At 38.5% G+C, this 19422-nt stretch carries 16 protein-coding genes; 10 read left to right on the top strand and 6 right to left on the bottom strand.

The annotated features are described in order from the left end of the window. Nucleotide 1: 1 nt before the first annotated feature. Nucleotides 2-4663, bottom strand: coding sequence for a hypothetical protein (locus tag SKC36_RS10485; protein ID WP_459465837.1), 4662 nt, complete (start codon nt 4661-4663; stop codon nt 2-4). Nucleotides 4664-4736: 73 nt separating this feature from the next. Between SKC36_RS10485 and SKC36_RS10480 the strand changes: the two genes are divergently transcribed. Together SKC36_RS10480 and SKC36_RS10475 are read left to right on the top strand one after the other, a co-directional pair. Beyond that, complete coding sequence (locus tag SKC36_RS10480; protein ID WP_459465836.1) at nt 4737-5249, top strand: KdsC family phosphatase; 513 nt, start codon at nt 4737-4739, stop codon at nt 5247-5249. A 7-nt stretch (nt 5250-5256) separates the two neighbouring features. Next, a complete protein-coding gene (locus SKC36_RS10475) occupies nt 5257-5766 on the top strand; it encodes a gamma carbonic anhydrase family protein (protein WP_459465835.1) in 510 nt (169 codons plus the stop codon). A gap of 16 nt (nt 5767-5782) precedes the next feature. On the opposite strand, the gene SKC36_RS10470 is transcribed toward SKC36_RS10475, so the two are convergent. From SKC36_RS10470 to SKC36_RS10460, 3 genes are read right to left on the bottom strand one after another with little or no spacing between them, the layout of a single operon-like run. Continuing rightward, on the bottom strand, nt 5783-7288 hold the full coding sequence (locus SKC36_RS10470) for a GH3 auxin-responsive promoter family protein (protein ID WP_459465834.1): 1506 nt from the start codon (nt 7286-7288) through the stop codon (nt 5783-5785). Nucleotides 7289-7304: 16 nt separating this feature from the next. Continuing rightward, on the bottom strand, nt 7305-8006 hold the full coding sequence (locus SKC36_RS10465) for a tetratricopeptide repeat protein (protein ID WP_459454525.1): 702 nt from the start codon (nt 8004-8006) through the stop codon (nt 7305-7307). Between the two features lie 9 nt (nt 8007-8015). Then, entirely contained in the window at nt 8016-9428 is a 1413-nt protein-coding gene (locus SKC36_RS10460) for a DEAD/DEAH box helicase (protein ID WP_459465833.1), read from the bottom strand. A gap of 98 nt (nt 9429-9526) precedes the next feature. Here SKC36_RS10460 and SKC36_RS10455 point away from each other — a divergent pair, with 98 nt between their 5' ends. The 3 genes from SKC36_RS10455 to SKC36_RS10445 are packed head-to-tail and all read left to right on the top strand — an operon-like array spanning nt 9527 to nt 12577. After that, nucleotides 9527-10744: a chloride channel protein gene (locus tag SKC36_RS10455; protein ID WP_459465832.1), complete on the top strand. Its 1218-nt coding sequence runs from the start codon at nt 9527-9529 to the stop codon at nt 10742-10744. Further along, nucleotides 10741-11940, top strand: a complete 1200-nt coding sequence (locus SKC36_RS10450; RefSeq protein WP_459465831.1) for a M14 family zinc carboxypeptidase — start codon at nt 10741-10743, stop codon at nt 11938-11940. The genes SKC36_RS10455 and SKC36_RS10450 overlap by 4 nt, the downstream gene beginning before the upstream one ends. A 1-nt stretch (nt 11941) precedes the next feature. After that, a complete protein-coding gene (locus SKC36_RS10445; RefSeq protein WP_459454521.1) occupies nt 11942-12577 on the top strand; it encodes a NeuD/PglB/VioB family sugar acetyltransferase in 636 nt (211 codons plus the stop codon). On the opposite strand, the gene SKC36_RS10440 is transcribed toward SKC36_RS10445, so the two are convergent. Further along, complete coding sequence (locus SKC36_RS10440) at nt 12564-13298, bottom strand: 3'-5' exonuclease (protein ID WP_459465829.1); 735 nt, start codon at nt 13296-13298, stop codon at nt 12564-12566. The genes SKC36_RS10445 and SKC36_RS10440 overlap by 14 nt on opposite strands. Nucleotides 13299-13304: 6 nt before the next feature. Then, entirely contained in the window at nt 13305-14039 is a 735-nt protein-coding gene (gene lipB, locus SKC36_RS10435) for a lipoyl(octanoyl) transferase LipB (RefSeq protein ID WP_459465828.1), read from the bottom strand. A gap of 70 nt (nt 14040-14109) precedes the next feature. Here lipB and SKC36_RS10430 point away from each other — a divergent pair, with 70 nt between their 5' ends. From SKC36_RS10430 to SKC36_RS10410, 5 genes are read left to right on the top strand one after another with little or no spacing between them, the layout of a single operon-like run. Continuing rightward, the gene (locus SKC36_RS10430) at nt 14110-14463 is read left to right on the top strand and encodes a YraN family protein (protein ID WP_459465826.1); all 354 of its coding nucleotides are present in this window, start codon (nt 14110-14112) and stop codon (nt 14461-14463) included. A gap of 23 nt (nt 14464-14486) precedes the next feature. Next, a complete protein-coding gene (gene ybeY, locus SKC36_RS10425) occupies nt 14487-14909 on the top strand; it encodes an rRNA maturation RNase YbeY (protein ID WP_459465825.1) in 423 nt (140 codons plus the stop codon). 26 nt (nt 14910-14935) lie between these two features. Continuing rightward, complete coding sequence (gene mnmG / locus SKC36_RS10420) at nt 14936-16798, top strand: tRNA uridine-5-carboxymethylaminomethyl(34) synthesis enzyme MnmG (RefSeq protein ID WP_459465824.1); 1863 nt, start codon at nt 14936-14938, stop codon at nt 16796-16798. Nucleotides 16799-16800: 2 nt separating this feature from the next. Then, nucleotides 16801-17688, top strand: coding sequence for a class I SAM-dependent methyltransferase (locus SKC36_RS10415; protein WP_459465823.1), 888 nt, complete (start codon nt 16801-16803; stop codon nt 17686-17688). Beyond that, entirely contained in the window at nt 17678-19321 is a 1644-nt protein-coding gene (locus tag SKC36_RS10410; RefSeq protein WP_459465822.1) for an Ig-like domain-containing domain, read from the top strand. The genes SKC36_RS10415 and SKC36_RS10410 overlap by 11 nt, the downstream gene beginning before the upstream one ends. Nucleotides 19322-19422 lie beyond the last annotated feature (101 nt).

Here is a 19422-nt window from a genome sequence, read left to right as displayed (position 1 = left end):
ATTAAAATCCTCCAGACTTTGTTTTCGGTTTAGTTGTAGGGGCTGCTTTGGGCGCTGCTTTTGATTTCGGAGCCTGCTTTTTCACAGGAGGCTCTTGCCTATACAAGGTTAAAAACTTCTTAACAAAAACAGCCTTCTCGTCGCTTGCAGCTTCTACCACACGAACTTCTCCTTCTTTTTTATCTTTCTTTTCATTTTTAACAGCTTCTCTTACCGCTGCTAAAAATTGATTATCAGAAGAATAAACCCCTAACTCTCCGTTAAAATACGCAAAATAATACCAAAGATCTTCGGATAATTCCCAATATCCATAAAACTCTTCTTTGCTTGGTTTCTTGATTACTTCCATGTAACCTTTTAAAGTACTATTTACATCCACCGGACCCACATTCACCAAAGGAATTCCCCCAATGGAGTAAAAGGCACTTAAATTGGGTGACCAAGCCCATTTCACCGCAGAGAAATTGATAGATTTGGTAAACTCTAAGGAAACCTTGTCGAGCGCTAAATGGTTTTGGTCCATCTTAGATTTAATAGCTTCGGGTATGGCTTTACCTAGTACCTGCTCAGCTCGCTTCAAATAATCATCCCGCATTTCTGGTTCATCTGCCGAGGCAGTACTTAAGCCTTCCTCCAAATTATATTTCACAATGCGATCTCCCATAATTTTTAAAATAGTAGGAGCAAATGGAAACTGTAGACTAGTCCAAGTTTCTAATCTAGGAATCAAGGTATCCGTCGACATAGAAATTTTACCAAAAGAAGTCAGTAACTTATTACCCGTAAACAACTGAACAGCCCCTTCTGCTTCTAACCTCTTTTGTTTGACATATAACTTCATGTCACTCTGTTTACCCTTCACTTGATAATAATCTTTCTCCTCAAAAACTTCCCCCTCTGCAGAATACAAAACGGGGTCTAGGTCATCTGACTGTGGCCCTAAAAAGGTTGGATATAATTTATTGTCTGCATTGATGAATATACCCGCTGTGACAGGCCTTCCAGCCTCATCGCGAAGACTAGGACTTAACTTTAAATTAGGCGATTCTCCACCTTGATTTTCAAATGGAATCCAGGCGGCTTTAAAATTTGACAAACCGATGACTGGACGAATAAATCCTTTGAAATTTAAAAACTCTTGATTGGACTTAAAAAAAATTTCCCCCTTAAATTGTTGATGAGCAGATAATGCCAAAGGTACTTTTTCGCTTAATACTGCCTCCGCTTGAATGTACTTTTCTGCTGCTTTTTTAGCCGTAGCGGCCTCCTCCATAAAAGCGAAATTGCGCATTTTGATCTTTGTACTATCCCCTGAAGCACGAGGTAAAAGATAGATGGCTTCCCCTTTCCAGCTATCTGCATTCGCTTCGGTAACTTGTAATTCACTAATGATATGCCGCGAATTTTCAGGATCTAAAATGGCTCTTGCTCCCATAAATGGCTTAAACTGTCCATCTTTTTGTATCGCAAAAATTCCCTTTGCGGGGTAAACCACGGCTGGACCTATACCCACTTGCTTAACTCCTCCCAACTGTAACAACTGTGCCTTTAAATCATAGTCTGCCGTACTGGCCCGAATAAGCCCTTTATCCGAAAAAGCTATTTTCTTTTGTAAAGTCGTAGAATCTTGGCTAAACATGGTAGAGTCCGCTGACCATTGATTTAACTCAAATCCAGACTTGCCAGAAAGCCTAAACCGCTGAGCTGCCAAATCCCAAGTCGCTTCCGAAATGGTACTTTGATAACCAATAAAAGGAAATAATAATATGCTATTTTCATCTGATAATTCCTTTGATTTTTTTGCCCGCATGTTTACTTTTTGAGTACCCATAACCGCTTCTACCAAAATAGCTTGCGCAAACACAGATGGCTTAAATAAATTCATCTGTCGACCAATCTTTACATCGCTTAAATCACTTTGCCAGGCATTCGCTCCAAAGGTAAAATGCTGCGAATTAAACACTCCATCGCCATAATAAACCTGCCCTTTTCCAAACACCTTCTTTTGATGAAAACCTAAATTTCCTGCCAACTGTATTTGATTATTAAATAAACTGATACGGTTTTTCTGAGGATAAATCCATAAACTATCCACCGCAGGATACCAATGTAAGGAGTGAAGCCCAAAACTTGCCGAAGGAAAGGTATTTTTCCCTTGGTAGGAAGTCACTAATTTTCCATCAAGGCCTTTAGACACCAATGAATCTGGATAAAAAGTTGAGGTCTTGGAATTGGAACTTAAACCCCATATCGACAAATTTCCTGAAGCATGTAAACCCTCTCGATCCATCAATAATGCTTCATTTAAGGTAAATTTTGCTTGGTTTTTGTAAATATCGATAGGACTTTTAGCCATATATTTAAATCCGAAAGATTGATCTGGCATTAATTCCAATTTGGTTTTTAATACAGGAAACAAGCCATCTGAATAGAAACTTCCATCAAATGTAATGTCTTTCAACAATAGACTATCCAATTCAATCTTTGGAACTTTGAAATAATATTTTTTGCCGTATAAGCCTTGTGCCCTCCATGGTTCATCAAAATAAGTGGTAACCCCTTTGGGTATGATTAATTTTGGATACGCCGCTACACCCAATCGTCCAGATTTATTATTCGGTGGGCTTAATTGTAACATCCCTGATTCATACTTAAAATGCCCACCTAGCTCTCTCGTGCCCAGGGAACCATCTTTTAATCTTGGTAAAAAAGTAATGGAGTCAATTTTGGGAAAGTTGACCGTAAACTCGGCAAAATTAAATTGAAAATTGGGCCCTCGAAAACGATAGTTACCAACCTTAATTTCTCCATGAAAATCAAAATCTCTACCTTTAGTAAAGACGATTTGCTTATTCTGAGGCACAAAATTAGCTTTCAAAGAATCGGATACTCGAATTTCATCAATACCCCGAACAATCAGCCTCTGTCGACCTAAATCTAAACTAATATTGGCAGAATCCTTTTCAATCATGTCGGCAAAAGAGGCCACATAAAAACGGTCAAAGTCCTTTTTTTCAAATTGTACCAAAGCGTAATGACGACCCATTTTGGTAAAAGATACCTGGTCTGTATCCGCACGGTATTGAATATACCCCGCATCTCGATACATCATGAATCCTGATTTCAAAGAGGCATATTCTTTTTTGTATTTCAGTGCTATCTCACTTAGGTACACTTGAGGGCTTTTTGTTTCAATTATTTGATTGTACAAAATCCGCAAAGGATTGTAATTCAATATTCCCTGTAAGGCTGTAACTCGACTTTCTTCAAAATAATCAAATGACTCTACCCAGGCAGGAACTTGATTTTTACCCGACAACCTGAAAAAGTCTACTTTCTTCGCTTGGGGATTTAAAACCGCCAAATCGGCTGATATCCTAACTTGATGATAAGAATCCTCAAATAGTAAGCGCTCCATCGGGCCTCCGTCTATTTTTCGAATATGCAAAAGGTCTTGAAGTGGATACCAGTTAGCCCGAATGCTAGGATGCTGCAAGGTATCTCGGCTTCCCATATAGGCCGCAAATTGCCCTTCTGGAATGCTTACATTTCCTTCGGCGCTTAACCACATCAATTTTGTTTTTATTTGGGCAAGCAGCTGTTTATCTGACAGTACCTGAAAGTAGGCCAATTGAGTACTCGAAGAAATCAAGCCCCGTTTATCTCCTAAAATCCAGAGTCGGCCATTGGCCCGCCACGACTTCTCTTGAATAGGGGATGACATCACATCTAGGGATCGAAATTCAAAGGGGAAAATAGTTGTATTTGCTTTTCTTTTAAGACTAAGTTTGCCTTTTCCTGCAAGGTTTTTATTTAGTTGAACCCAATCTCCCTCCAAGCCCACTAGCTGCCCTTTTTTAGGAAGTATTTCAAAAGACCTAATCTTCCATGTAGCGTCTAAATACCCCAGCATTCCTCCCGGAATTTCAGCATCGGTCCCTTTTCCTATTTTATTTACAAGCGACCATTGAAATGTCTTTGGGATAAATTGAATACTATCTCGGCCCGTTTTATAGCTTAGTTCTGGAAATCTCCAAAGTAAAACCGGGCCTCCAATCGTCGTTTCCAGCAACCAATTTTTATCGGAGGCATTGGGGGCGACCAGTTCTGATGAACCAGGAGTATCCCAGCCATCATCTTCTTTAGCTTTTTGTCCTAAGGAATCTGCGAGCAAAACATCACTTGGCCAGGTCACCAATATCCTTCCCTTTACCTTAATGGACATAGCTGCTAGTCCGGGAATTTGTTGATTAAATTGCCAGTTTTCAAGAGTTTCGACCAGGGACATGGCCGTCCGAAAGTCTTTCTTTTCGACCAACTTTTCCCATACCTGAATAAGACTTTTTAGGCCATCTGCATCATCAGATAATTGTACAGTACATCGAATAAATAAATAAGCTAATTGAGGGGATTTGAAACCCATGGCTGGCATTTTTTTTACCAATTTTTCAAACTGGTCTTGTTCTGCCGCATTCAGATTAGCATATGGCCATTTGGCCATCCATAAATCCCCGATAACTGGGGCTTCCTTATTTCTACTTAGAAGCATCCAGTTTTTAACCTCAGTAGAAAAATCTCCTTTCGAATTAGAAAATTTTTGCGCCTGGGTGGATAAACTTATCCCCAAGCAGACAAAAAGAAAGAAAATTTGGGATCGAAACATATTCAACTAAACCTAGGGATAAGCAAGTAAAAATAAACAAAAATTTAGGATATTTGCGGTAAATAAACCCATTATGCAAAACGTCCTTTCTCTATTTAATCGTATAAAAGCCTTTGTTTTTGATGTAGATGGAGTCATGACGGATGGGCAAGTACACGTACTAGAAACGGGCGAACACTTCAGAAGTTTTTATATCCGAGACGGATATGCCATTGAAAAGGCTAGACAAGCGGAATATCAAATGTGCGTGATCACAGGGGGAAGTCACCCCGGAGTTCAAAAAAGATTAGAAAACCTTAAATTTCAGCATATTTATAGCAGTTTAGGCGCCTCCTATAAAACAGCCACTTTTGAAAAATGGTTACAAGAAGTTGGGCTGCAAGAAGATGAAGTTTTATACATGGGAGATGATGTCCCAGATTTAGAAATTCTCTCTAGACCAAATATTCTTAGTACCTGTCCATCTGACGCCATACCAGAAATTCATCAAGTTGTTAAATATGTTTCTCCTTTTAAAGGTGGCCATGGAGCCGTAAGGGACGTCATAGAAAAGGTGATGAAACTTCAAGGAAAATGGCCTAATTAATACCATTATGGCAACAATCTTAGCAGTAGAAGGTCATTTACCTCAATTCGGAGAACATGTGTGGTTAGCCCCTAATGCTTCGGTAGTAGGAAATGTTTCCATAGGAAAACATGGAACCGTTTGGTTTAATGCAGTCATTCGTGGGGATGTCAATCGAATTCAAATTGGGGATTATAGCAATGTCCAAGATGGTGCAGTGATCCATTGTACCTATCAAAAAACCGAGACAATCATCGGAAATTATGTCTCCATTGCACATAATGCCATCGTTCATGGCTGCACCATAGAAGACCGCGTTTTGGTAGGAATGGGTGCCATCATCATGGATGGAGCCTATGTGGAATCAGGATGTATCATTGCAGCAGGAGCTGTAGTCACACAAGGTATGCGCATTCCTTCTGGAAGTATTTACGCGGGTAATCCTGCCAAATTTTTAAAACCTGTCAGCGAAGAGGCCGCTGAAGTATTCATGCGTACAGCCATGAATTATGTTAAATATGCCAGTTGGTTTGAATAAACTATTTAGCCCGAAATTAGTAGCCCTTACTCTGGCCAAGTAATCCCTCAGCTAATATTCGATCATTGGATAATCGTGGAACCTTATTCTGTCCCCCTAGTTTACCTTTCGACTTCATATATCGAATAAATGAATCTTTTTCCAAAGATTGAATCACTAAAGGCTGTAGGATATTTCCTTCAATAAGATCGCGATAATATATGTTTTGGCGCTGCATGGATGTATCTAAGGTCTTTTGAAATAATTCCATATCCTTAGGTGCTTCATCAAATTCCATCAACCATTCATGGTGAGGTAATTGGCCATTTAATGGATTAACTTGCGGAGCCACTGTAAATTCCACCATTTTTGTTTCTGGGCAAGCCTCCATAGCCTCTTTCATGGCTAATTCTACCTCCTCGGCAATGACATGCTCACCAAATGCTGAAATAAAATGCTTGATTCTTCCCGTTACAATAATCCGATATGGATCCAATGAAACAAATTTCACCGTATCTCCAATGGAATATGACCATAAACCCGCATTGGTGGTCATCAGCAAAGCATAATTGACCCATAACTCTACTTCGGATAAACACAAACGAGTAGGACTTTCAGAAAAATAAGTATCCGTTGGCACAAACTCATAAAATATTCCAGCATCTACCAATAACAATAAGCCTTCTTCGCCGCTTGAATCTTGAAAGGCAATAAACCCTTCTGATGCAGGATAGGTTTCTACGACATCTACACTTCTACCTATGGATTGCATTAACTTATCTCGATAAGGCTCGAAGTTGACACCACCGGTAACAAATACTTGAAAATCAGGGAATAGATCTCCTATTTTTTTACCTGATTGGGCCTCCAATCGATCGAAATACATTTGAACCCAAGGCGGAATCCCGGATATCAAACCCATACGCTGATGGATGGTTTCTTCCACGATAGCACTTAATTTTTCTTCCCAATCCTCAATACAATTTGTAGCATAGGAAGGCAATTGATTGGTACGTAAATAGGAGGGGACATGATGATTTACAATCCCCGATAGTCGGCCCGTTGGAACTCCATTCTTTGTTTCTAGTTCTGGAGACCCCGATAAAAAAATCAATTTTTGATCCAAAAACGAAGCATTCCCACTTTGATGCACATAATGCAGCAAAGCATCTCTAGCGCCTAAAATATGAAAGGGCATAGACTCAGAGCTGATAGGAATGTATTTGGCCCCTGATGTCGTTCCTGATGTTTTGGCAAAATATGCTGGTTTTCCTGGCCAAAGAATATCCTTTTTCCCAGCTACCGCTTCCTCTATGTAGGGTTTGATATCCTCATACTCAAAAATGGGAACTCTCGACTTATATTCCAGGTAATTTTGGATTTTATCAAAGCCAAAGGCCTGACCAAAAAGCGTAGATTTCGCTTTATTCAAATTAGCATTCAACCAAAAATACTGCTTATCTATGGCCTCGGATGGAGTCATCCGATACTTCTTAACTACCCAATGGGCAAAAGGCTTGGCAAAAAAAGAACGAATTCCCATAGCTCTGACCAAATTATCATTTAAAAATACCCTTGGGATCTGGCATTTTTTCCACGAGTTGTTGAGAAAAATTTAAATCCAATTGCGTCAAATCCAATGACCGACATTCATGAAAATAACTCCATGCTAACTCATATTTTTCTTGTAAAAATGCCACTTGACTCTTTTTCATCCAAGCATTGGCATTCGTTGGGTCTTCTTGTAATGATTGGCTTAACAGCGCATCAACCTCCTCCAAATTACCGCATTCCATATTTTTCAAATAGCAACTCAACTTTACAATCGCATAATCCACCCGCATGATACTCAACTTAGGGTTGATTTGTAAACCCTTTCCCAAAAGCTCTATGGCAGCAGGAAAATCTAGGCGTTGAAAAGCGATGACACCTAAACCCCAATAGGCCTCAACACTAGTAGAGTCTAAGGCATGAACTAAATTAAAACGATAGGTCGCCGTGTCTAATTTTCCCTCAGACACATATTCCCAGGCTCTTTCAGATAAAAATTTGACCCCTTCTGCCCGATTCGGAAAACTTTGATCGACACTATTAATAATTTGAGTAACCTCTTCTTGATCTTTCTTATTTAGTGGCTTTTTACCAAATAATGCCTGATATCGAGGTATTCGAATCAATGAATCTGCTGTCATAGCTGCCATTACTGGCACCGACAAACATAATAATATTCCTAATAAATAGGCTTTCCTTCTTAGCATCATATCACAAATCTACCTTTTCTTTTTAATGGAGGATGTATTTGAACGAAATTTTGATGCATTTTTAGGTTTACTCTTTGAAGTATTACCTTTGGAAGTCCCCTTAGAAGAACTTTTAGCGCCTAATTTAGCCCTGGGTTTATGTTTCTTTTCATGAAAAGCCCCTTTAAATTCGGGATCTTCTCTTTTCCGCTGATCATCTACCGCACGCAACATATCTTGCTGCTCTAAAAATGGCGTATCTTCTTCATAAATCCCTGATGGCAAATGCTCTATCTCAATTTTTTGTTGAATGATCGTCTCTATTTTAGCCCAATGGTAACGCTCTGCTAAAGTCACAAATGTGATTGATTCCCCAATTTCTGCCGCTCTACCCGTCCTACCTATACGATGCACATAATCCTCATAAATTAAAGGCACATCAAAATTGATGACATGTGAAACTTTAGGTATATCTATTCCTCTAGAAGCCACATCTGTTGTCACCAAAACACGAACAAAGCCCTCCCTAAATTGTTGCATGGCATTAATTCGAGTATTTTGTCCCTTGTTTGAGTGAATAACGCGAACTTGAGCCTCCGACAAAACCTTTCTAATTAAAAACTTTTCCACCTGGTTTGCCACTTCCTTACTTCTACAAAAAATCATAACCCTCTCGAAATCAGGATTTTGTAAAAAATATTCCAAGGCATTAATCTTCGTTTTTAAATTGGGTGCCTCATAGACGTGCTGTTTCACCTGGCTAGCTGGAGTAGCTTGTGGGGTTATTTCAATTTTATGAGGAAACTCCAAAAACTCATGTGATAAGTTTTCCACTCGCTCGGGAAAGGTGGCAGAAAACAAACCATTTTGCCTTTTCTTATAAGGAATCACTTCCAAAATTTGACGAATCTGAGGCATAAAACCCATATCCATCATTTTATCCGCCTCGTCCAAAACCAAATGTTTCAATTCCTTGACGATGATTACTTCCTTTCGATATAATTCTAAGAAGCGACCTGGCGTAGAAACAATGATATCAACACCATTTTCAATAGCTTGAATCTGGGTTTTAGGGCCTAAACCACCATATAATGCCAATAAGCGCAAATCCGTAAATTGGGCCAAAGTCACCATAACCTCATAAATCTGCATCACCAACTCCCTAGTAGGCGCTAAAATCAAGGCCCGTGGATTTTGGCCTTGAGCATATTTACATTGCATCAAAAGAGGCAAAACATAGGCTGCCGTTTTTCCTGTACCCGTTTGCGCAATACCCAAAACATCATGTCCCCCTAAAAGTAAAGGAATGGCCTTTTCTTGAATGGGTGTTGGTTCTTGATAACCCAAGGCATCACATGCTCTTTGTAATTGTGGGTTCAATCCCAAGCTTAAAAAATCAACCATTTCGTAGAAAATTATGCCTACAAAGGTAGCTAAATTCATTCGATTTAATGGAAATGCCTGAATAGGAGTCTATTGGCTACTTTCCTAGTTCAATCCTTCCATTATTTCCCTAACTTTGGGCGAATTATTCCAATAGCTTGACTACTTCGACCCGACATTGGCTTTCTAGAATATGCATGGGATTGTCCACTTCCTTTCTCGTGGGATCTGCTTCTTCCTTATTTTTATGGGGATTAGAAAAAATTTCCGATTATCGCTCTGAGCATCTAGGCCTTTTATTTACTTTACCAATTTTGGGAGCTTGCTTTCAGTATTTGGCTAAGCTCCCCAATTCCTCTTTTCAATTGGGGACAAATGATCTCATTGATCGAGTGAACCAACAAAGGAGTGATATCCCATGGGGATTGGGACCATTCATTTTACTAGGTACCTGGTTAAGCCAAATTTCGGGTGCTTCGGTTGGGCGTGAAGGAACAGCTGTTCAAATGGGAGGTGTTGCCTCCTACCAAATTTCCAACTGGCTTAGTTTGGAAGAGTCGGACAAAGTTGATTGGTTACGAGCTGGGATGTCGGCAGGATTTGCCTCGGTCTTCGGAACACCCTGGGCAGGTTGCCTTTTTGGATTAGAAATTTCCAAAGTCGGTCAAATTTCCTTTCGAGCTATTTTGCCTTGTCTTTTTTCCGCTTTTGGTGCCAATTGGGTGAGTCTCCACGTGTGGGGCACAAATCACACGATTTATCCTACTGTTTTTTTACCTGAAATTTCTTTGGCTTTTTGGGCCAAATTAGCAAGTATAGGCCTATTTTTAGGCGTTTTGGGCTGGGTGTATTCGCGTTTAGAATCAATTATTTCAAAAACGTTCGCCCAATTACCTATGCATAACATTCTAAAGGGCATTCTCGCGGGCTTGATTTTACTATTCATTTTCCAATTTCCTATTTTTCATGAAAGCATAGGCTTGGGTGCTTCTTATTTACTTCGCCCTTTTGAGTCCGGTGATACCGCCAACTTTGCCTGGAGTAAAACCTTAGCCACAAGCCTAAGTTTAGGTTTAGGATTTAAAGGAGGGGAAGCCACTCCATTATTTTTGATAGGGGCTCATGCTAGCAGTGCACTACATGAAATCATAACTTTACCTATTCCATTGTTGGCTGCACTTGGTTTTACTTGTTTATATACCGGCCTAGCCAAAACACCACTCACTGCCATTGCCATGGGAATAGAATTATTTGGCTCGGATGCTTGGTTCTGTTTCTTCCTTTGTACCCTAATCGTCATGTATATTTCTGGCAAAAAAGGTATTTTCAAAAAACAGGCTTGGGCAGATTGGGTCCCTAAACCATTATACGAATGATGTTTAATTCACTATTTGAACAATACGAAAGCTTTCAAGAAAAGCGCATTTCAAATCGTAGATTTCCTGAAAAAATATGGGATGATTTATTCCAAGAATGGTCTCAATCTCCACTTTTTAGCAGCCGAAAATTAGGGGAAACTTTTGAAGGAAAAGATATTCAAGAACTACGCTTTGGCCAAGGCCCAATCCACATAGCTGCTTGGTCTCAAATGCATGGAGATGAAGCAACAGCTACGATGGCTTTAGCTGATATTTTTCTTTTTTTATCCCAAAATTCGAATTACTTGACCGAATTTAAGTCAGAATTGCATCAGAAAGTATCTATATTCTTTATTCCTAGACTAAATGCGGATGGGGCAAATAGGTGGACAAGGGAGACCGCCTTGGGCATCGATATGAACCGAGATGCGAGAACCCAAAACAGTCCAGAAGCAAAAATTCTTGCCCGCTGGTTAGATGAAATTAAACCAATTTTTTCATTCAACCTACACGATCAAAACCGTTTGTATTCAGCTGGTAAAACTCCCCATCAAACATATATCGCGTTACTTGCTACAGCAGGTGATGAACATGGAACTTGGACTGCTTCTCGCTTGCGAGCGGCTAAAATAGCGAACCGAATGGCTCGACATTTACAAGCATACTTGCCAAACAACATAGCGAAGTGGTCTGATGAATATGAGGCAAGAGCATTTGGAGATTTTGCTCAGGGAAAAGGCTATGGATTAGTCCTGTTAGAATCGGGAGGAGCAGGGTGGGATTTAGAAAAACAGTCCTTGAGAAAATACAATGCCTGTTTATTATTGGATGCTTTTTACTCCATTGCTACTGAATCTTGGAGAACAGAAGAAACCCAATTGTATCAAGGTTTACCTACCAATGAAAGACAGATCTTTGATATACTCATTAAAAAAGCTCCTTTAAACCAACATGAACCTATTTACAGGGCAGATATTGGATTAAATATCCAAGAAACAGCGAAAGAAGATGGTTCTATCGAATATGCGTGGATTATTGAAGACTTAGGTGACTTAAGTCCTTGGTATGGATTAACGGAAATCGACGGGGAAGCGTTACATTTGCAAACAGAAAAAATGCTCAAGAAAGAAGGAGTATACCACCATCTTGTTTTAACTAAAAACAATGAAGTAGCATTCGATCTCAGTAATTATACTCAAAAAATTCAATCATAATATGACATCTTTACCTGTTATCATCATTGGCGTTAATCCGTTTGCTTTAGAAGTAGCTTCCATTTTTCAAAAAAACGAAGTCGTTATCTATGGTTTTTTGGATGATGATCCAAAGAAAAAAGATACTCAAATTGGAGAAATCCCTGTATTAGGAAGTACAGAAGATGAATCCTATTGGGGCTTAATTGGTAAAAATTGTGGGGTATTTGTCGCATTAGAAAACCCAACCGAAAGAAAAAAGATGATTGAAACCATTATGGAAGATCGTCAAGTAAAACCTGTCAATGCCATTCATCCTTCAGCCATTATTGCTGATGTTAAAAACCTTGCTTATGGCGTATATGTAGGTGCTGGAGCGATCATTCAGCCTGAGGCAAAATTGGCTGATCATTGCATCATTGGGGCAGGTGTCATTGTAGAAACCGGAGCACTTATTGAAGAATACGTGCAAGTTGGCGCAGGATCTGTCATTGGTAAGGAATGCAAATTGGATACCAATTGCTTTATCGGCATCCAAAGTACCATCGTAGGAAGTATTAAAATCGGCAAAGGAGCTACAGTAGGAGCGGGAAGTGTAGTAATAGAACCCGTTGCGGCCTCAAAAAGAGTCTTCGGAAATCCTGCTAAATTGATGTAATTCGATCGATATTTTTTTCTTCTACCATTTGTAAAAAATGGTAGCGTAGATATAATTGGGCAAGCGTAACTACATCCTCCACGCAATAGGCTGCTATTTTACTTAAATCTTTTTCCAGGTAATAAACGCCATGTACTTTATCTCCAGTCAAATTCGTTTTTGAGCCAGGAATCCCTAATAATTCTGCCAATAAATCCAGAGAAATATAGACCTTCCTATCGCCAAATTTCCATAACTCCATGGTATCTTGATGTAAAACTTCCCAAGGCTTTTTCCCTTGTAATTGCAAAGGCCTAGGAATTTCCAAGCCATTCACCAGCATCCTCCTGCATAAATAGGGAAAGTCAAACTCCTTTCCATTATGAGCCACCAAGGTTAATTCCCTTGATTTGTACGTATCATTGATGAATTGTATAAACTCCAACAGCAAAGATTTTTCATCTTTATTGGCAATAGTTTTCACCTTCAAGCATAGTTCTTTCTCTTTATTTTGGTACAAAAATCCCATTCCTATCACTATAATTTTGCCAAATTCAGCAAATAAAGCAGCCCGGTCTACGTATAATTCTTCTAGGGCCAGATTTTGGGGATTTGATACATTCTTCGCTTTTTTTAGCCAAAAGTGTTTCATTCGATCTGAAAGTAGGGAAAAATTAGATTCTCCAGAGACCGTCTCAATATCAATAAATAACGTGTTTTTAAAATTCTTTTTAGGCTCCATTTTGCTTTAAGATTTGGTTAGGTTTAATGTTTCACGTGAAACATGTATCAGCTTGCATTCAAATAATTGACTAAAGTGCGTTAAAACCTTAGATTTTACTTCATCAATAGCCACTTCTTGTCCTAGTTCGTGTTGTAAAGAGGTCACACCGCGGGTAGCAATACCACAAGGAACAATATGCCCAAAATAACTTAAATCTGTGTTTACATTAAATGCGAAGCCATGCATGCTAATCCAGCGCGAGGCTTTAACGCCTAAAGCACAAATTTTGCGGGCATTTTCAGATTCATGATCAATCCAGACGCCCGTTAATCCATCAATTCTTCCAGCCACTAATCCATAATCTTGACAGGTAAGGATAATTGCTTCTTCCAGCATACGCAAGTATAAATGGATGTCTGTGTAAAAGTTCTCTAAGTCCAAAATGGGATAACCTACCACTTGACCTGGCCCATGGTAGGTTATGTCTCCTCCACGGTTAATCCGATAAAATCGTGCACCAATGCTGTCCAAAAAAGGTTCTTGCATCAACAAATGAGACTCATCTCCACTCTTACCCAGCGTATATACATGTGGATGTTCACAAAAAAGCAAATAATTAGGCGTCTTGTCCACCCGTGATTCCCTTCGGTTAGTCAATTTTATTTGAGCAATATGATCCAAAAGCCTTTCCTGCAAATCCCAGGTTTCTTGGTATTCAGACAAGCCCATATCAACAAATTGAACTTCTTTATTCAGCATCTTATTTTATCAAGTAATTATTGAAAATAGATATTATCCCCTTTATACCTTGCTGCACAAAGATACAAGAATGGCAAAACATTTAAAGCTCGGCCAAAAGGCTGAAAGGGTAGCGGAAGAGTATTTACGACGAAATCACTACCAAATACTTGATAAAAATTACAGAACAGGAAAAGCCGAAGTAGATATCATCGCTCAATTCCAACAAACCCTTGTATTTATTGAGGTGAAATCGCTGCGAAGAACACGCTTTGGTTATCCTGAAGAACATATCAACCAGCATAAAATCAACATGCTATCAGAAGCCGCCAACCAATATCAAATCGATCGAAAGTGGGAAAAAGAGATCCGCTTCGATAGCATATCCATTACTTTTTTGCCACAAGCTACCAAATTAGAACATTTCGAGGATGCTTTTTTGTAAATTAGCTCTTTGAAAGAGAAACCATGATACAATTTTGCTCAGAAGAGATCGACTTTAACCTGCCGCAAAAAAACAGGCACAAAGCTTGGCTTAAAGCTGTAGCACAGCAAGAACAAAAGACTATTGGAGACATTAGTTATATCTTTTGTTCTGATGACTACCTCTTAGAAATCAATAAAACATATTTGAATCATGATACATTGACAGATATCGTGACCTTTGATAATTCAGAAAACCCCAAAAAATTAGAGGGAGATGTCTTTATTTCGGTTGATAGAATTCAAGAAAATGGCCTAAAACTTGGAACAGAAAGCAGCGAATTACAGCGCGTGATGGTTCATGGTTTACTCCATTTAGCTGGATACAAAGACAAAAAAAAGGAAGACAAAGCCATCATGACAGCCAAAGAAGATTACTATTTGGCGCAGTATTTTGAAGAACAATAAATGTTTCACGTGAAACAAAATAGAACATGCAACAACAAGCATACGATGTAATAGTAGTAGGAGCGGGACATGCCGGTTGTGAAGCAGCACATGCTGCAGCTCAAATGGGATCTAGCGTATTGCTAATCACTATGAATATGCAAACCATTGCACAGATGTCCTGCAACCCCGCCATGGGAGGTGTTGCCAAAGGGCAAATCGTGCGAGAAATAGATGCCCTTGGTGGTATGTCTGGAATCATATCAGACAAAACCATGATTCAATTTAGAATGCTGAATCGTTCTAAAGGTCCAGCTATGTGGTCACCAAGGTGTCAGTCGGACAGAATGAGATTCGCAGAGGAATGGAGACTGGCTCTGGAGCAAAATCCTTTGGTAGATTTTTGGCAAGATTCGGTTAAACAACTCCTCATTAAAGAAAACAAAGTAACAGGGGTAATCACCCGAATGGGAATAGAGTTTAAATCCAAAACCGTAGTACTCACAAATGGTACATTTTTAAACGGATTAATACACATAGGAGAGAAGCATTTTGGTGGAGGAAGAATGGCAGAACCAATGGCACAGGGATTAACCGAACAGTTAGTTCATTTAGGTTTTGAATCAGGGCGAATGAAAACGGGGACACCACCTCGAGTAGATGGAAGAAGTCTAGATTACGGTGCGATGGAAGAACAAAAAGGAGATGAAAATCCAAGCAGTTTTTCTTATTTAACCGAAACACCTATACAAGAACAACGCTCCTGCTGGATAACTCATACCAACACAAAAGTACACGAAGTATTAAGAAAAGGTTTTGATAAATCACCCATGTTTGCTGGGAGAATAAAGGGCCTAGGACCGAGGTATTGTCCTTCTGTAGAAGATAAAATTAACCGATTCGCAGACAAGGACAGTCACCAAATATTTGTAGAACCAGAAGGGTGGAATACAATAGAAATATATGTTAACGGTTTCTCAACTTCCCTGCCAGAGGAAATACAATACGAAGCCATTCGATTGATACCTGGGTTTGAAAAAGCAAAATTATTTAGACCTGGCTACGCCATAGAATACGATTATTTCCCTCCAACCCAATTACTAGCAACACTAGAAACCAAGCTTATTCAAGGCCTATATTTCGCCGGACAAATAAACGGGACTACGGGTTATGAAGAAGCTGCTTGCCAAGGTCTCATGGCAGGAATCAATGCCCATCAAAAAGCACAATCGTTGGATCCATTTACGCTTTCTAGATCAGATGCCTATATCGGTGTTTTAATCGATGATCTCATCAATAAGGGGACAGATGAACCATATCGAATGTTCACCTCAAGGGCAGAGTTTCGTACGCTATTACGCCAAGATAATGCGGATGAACGATTAACCACAAAAGGTTTTGAATTGGGGCTTGCCACCAAAAAACGAATGGATAAATTCCAACAAAAACAAAACGATGTAACTCACCTATTAGAACACATTAAAACCCATAAAATAAAACCCGACGAAATCAATTCCTGGCTAGAAAGTCAAGGAAGCTCTAGTTTAAGGGAAGGGACACCCATTGTTAATTTACTTAAACGTTCTGACCTAAGTTTCTCTACCTTATTAGAACACCCCTTAATACAAAATGTAAAAGAAAATTATTCACAAGAGGTAATCGAACAGGCAGAAATTATCGTTAAATACGAAAGCTATATTGAAAAAGAAAGGCTCATGGTTGATAAAATGAAAACCATGGAAGACTTAAAAATACCCGAAACATTTGACTACGATAGAATTAAAACCCTTTCCACTGAATCTAGGATAAAATTAAAATCCATTAAACCACAAACAATTGGTCAGGCTAGTAGAATTTCTGGTGTTTCCGCTTCTGACGTTTCTATTCTACTTTTATTCATGGGTCGCTAATTATGGAAGAATTACAAGAATGTCCAGCTTGTTTAAATAAAGAATTTACATTCATTCTGAGTGCAAAAGATTATACCGTTTCAAATCAAACATTTCAAATTGTAGCATGTAATAGCTGTAACCTACAGTTTACAAATCCCAGACCGAAATCAAGTGAAGCTGGGCCCTACTATCAATCTGAAAACTATATATCTCATAGTAATACAGAAAAAGGATTCATTAATCAGCTTTATCAAAAAGTAAGAAATATCACACTTCGATTAAAAACAAATTGGATAGAACCCGAAAAAAAAGAAGGCAAAAATTTACTCGATGTTGGTTGCGGGACCGGCCATTTTTTACAAGCTTGCCAGAAGCGAGGTTGGAATATTCACGGCATGGAACTAGATCCTGCAACAGCTAGCAAAGCAGCTAAGTTGACAGGAAAAACGATCTATCCACAATTGAACAACATACCAGAATCAGAAAGTTTTCAAGTAATCAGCCTTTGGCATGTACTAGAACACGTCTACGAAATACATGACTACTTTAAATTCTTTAAGAAGCATTTGGCACAAAATGGAAAATTATTTTTGGCTTTACCTAATTGCCAAAGCTACGATGCCCAATACTTTAAAGAGCACTGGGCAGCTTATGATGTGCCCCGGCATATTTACCATTTTACTCCAGAAACCATACAATCCATTGCAAACCTGTATGGCTTTTCACTAAAAGAAAAAAGAGGATTAATCTTTGATAGTTTTTATATTTCCCTCATGAGTCATCAATACCAAAGTGGTTCCAAAAAAATCATCATGTCCTTTATCATTGGTTTAATTTCCAATTTAAAGGCAAGTTTAGGTGGGGGAAATTATTCAAGCAATTTATACATTTTTGAACATGCTAAGTAGGCTTAAAAACTTGGTTCTATTCTCGCTAATCTCAGGATTGTTCATTACGCTAATCCTTCAGGGTTGTGCGCAAATGGCCAACCCTCCAGGGGGAAAAAAAGATACATTAGCACCCAAAATCAGTGAATCTATCCCTCTCAATAAAAGTAGAAATTTCAAAGGCAAAAGAATAGACTTGACTTTCAATGAATATGTAAGCATCAGAAACCTAAGTCAAGAATTACTAATTACTCCATCGGTTGGAACCTATCAAACAAAAATTAGGCCCCAAGGCTTAAGTATTTTATTAGATAGCACATTGAAAGACAATACAACCTATACCTTCAATTTTAGAAATGCAATAGAAGATGCTTCCGAAAGAAATGTAGGAAAAAATATAAAATTGGTTTTTAGCACGTCGAAGGATATCGATTCATTACAAATTAAAGGGAAGGTCTATCAACTACTAAACCAAAAGCACCCCGAGAATATATTAGTGGCACTTTATCCATGGAATGACTCCCTTTCCATTCATACGAGTAAACCTTATTATTTTGTTAAAACAGATACTTCAGGAAACTACTTACTTGAAAACCTGGCAAAAGGTAAATACTACATGGCCGCATTTCATGATGTAAATAATAATTTGCTCTATAACTCAAATAAAGAATCTGTAGATTTTATCTCTGAAAAGTTCCTAGATTTAACATCAAACCTGGAACAAAATTTCGCAATCAGCTTACAAAATCAAGATTCACTAAAACTTAGCAAAACTACTGCATCAGCTAAAACCGTTTTGTACGAATTTAATAGAGGTATTAAAACCATACAAATAAGAAATCCTCCTAAGGCAACCCTATATTATCAGCAAGAAGAAAATAAAAATATCCGCTTCTACGCTTTAAATCAAACTAATGCTGATACCATTTTTATTCAAACAAGAATTACGGACTCACTCAATAGAACCTACCAAATACCCTTAAAAATTAAATTCAGAGAACCAACAAAAAGAGAACGAGTACAAAAAATGGATTTGAATTTTGAAGTAAAACCTGCAGCAGGCAAATTACTATCTCCAGTAGATTCCATTCAGATAAAATTTCCAAAACCCATACAACAGTGGGTTTCTACATCATTGCAATTTAAAACAGAAGAAGGCGAAATACATACTTTACCGGACCAAGCATTTCAATGGAATCAATACCAAAATAATCTAATCATAAAAAATGCCTATTTACCGAGCAGAACTAGATTCGAATTAAATATCATAAAGAATGCATTTGTTGGAGTTGAGGCAGATTCTAGTCAAGCGTATTCACAAAAAATGGAATGGCAGGACATTGAGAATTATGGCAGTATTGACGGAAATATTTCCAACCCACAAGCAGATACTAATTATATTGTAGAATTACTCAAAGCTGATACTTTTGAGCCGTATATGACACAAAGTACTAAAAAGAGATTTAAGTTTATTCACGTGGAACCAGGTATCTACCAAATCCGCGTTATTGGTGATCTTAATAAGAATGGAGTTTGGGATATTGGCAATTTTAAGCTGAGAAAAAAATCAGAACCAGTCTACTTCTTTGATGGCAAAATTAAACTAAAGGCAAATTTTCAAATTTCTGATTTGTTAATAAATACACAAAAATAGTGTGGATAAGATGTGTATAAGCTGATAAAATAGTGAACATCTAAGGAGGAAAATGTGGAAAGAAAATATTAGTAAAAAGTTGTGGACAATTTTTACCAGTA

This window comes from Aquirufa sp. OSTEICH-129A (assembly GCF_054558355.1).
Note: the sequence above shows the minus strand (reverse complement) of the source record. Positions and strands in the feature narration are given on the sequence as shown.

Excerpts from the sequence above, each read along its gene's own strand:
- SKC36_RS10485 (WP_459465837.1), bottom strand. The coding sequence starts at position 4,663 with ATGTTTCGATCCCAAATTTTCTTTCTTTTTGTCTGCTTGGGGATAAGT.
- SKC36_RS10480 (WP_459465836.1), top strand. The coding sequence starts at position 4,737 with ATGCAAAACGTCCTTTCTCTATTTAATCGTATAAAAGCCTTTGTTTTT.
- SKC36_RS10475 (WP_459465835.1), top strand. The coding sequence starts at position 5,257 with ATGGCAACAATCTTAGCAGTAGAAGGTCATTTACCTCAATTCGGAGAA.
- SKC36_RS10470 (WP_459465834.1), bottom strand. The coding sequence starts at position 7,288 with ATGGGAATTCGTTCTTTTTTTGCCAAGCCTTTTGCCCATTGGGTAGTT.
- SKC36_RS10465 (WP_459454525.1), bottom strand. The coding sequence starts at position 8,006 with ATGATGCTAAGAAGGAAAGCCTATTTATTAGGAATATTATTATGTTTG.
- SKC36_RS10460 (WP_459465833.1), bottom strand. The coding sequence starts at position 9,428 with ATGAATTTAGCTACCTTTGTAGGCATAATTTTCTACGAAATGGTTGAT.
- SKC36_RS10450 (WP_459465831.1), top strand. The coding sequence starts at position 10,741 with ATGATGTTTAATTCACTATTTGAACAATACGAAAGCTTTCAAGAAAAG.
- SKC36_RS10445 (WP_459454521.1), top strand. The coding sequence starts at position 11,942 with ATGACATCTTTACCTGTTATCATCATTGGCGTTAATCCGTTTGCTTTA.
- SKC36_RS10440 (WP_459465829.1), bottom strand. The coding sequence starts at position 13,298 with ATGGAGCCTAAAAAGAATTTTAAAAACACGTTATTTATTGATATTGAG.
- lipB (WP_459465828.1), bottom strand. The coding sequence starts at position 14,039 with ATGCTGAATAAAGAAGTTCAATTTGTTGATATGGGCTTGTCTGAATAC.
- SKC36_RS10430 (WP_459465826.1), top strand. The coding sequence starts at position 14,110 with ATGGCAAAACATTTAAAGCTCGGCCAAAAGGCTGAAAGGGTAGCGGAA.
- ybeY (WP_459465825.1), top strand. The coding sequence starts at position 14,487 with ATGATACAATTTTGCTCAGAAGAGATCGACTTTAACCTGCCGCAAAAA.
- mnmG (WP_459465824.1), top strand. The coding sequence starts at position 14,936 with ATGCAACAACAAGCATACGATGTAATAGTAGTAGGAGCGGGACATGCC.
- SKC36_RS10415 (WP_459465823.1), top strand. The coding sequence starts at position 16,801 with ATGGAAGAATTACAAGAATGTCCAGCTTGTTTAAATAAAGAATTTACA.
- SKC36_RS10410 (WP_459465822.1), top strand. The coding sequence starts at position 17,678 with ATGCTAAGTAGGCTTAAAAACTTGGTTCTATTCTCGCTAATCTCAGGA.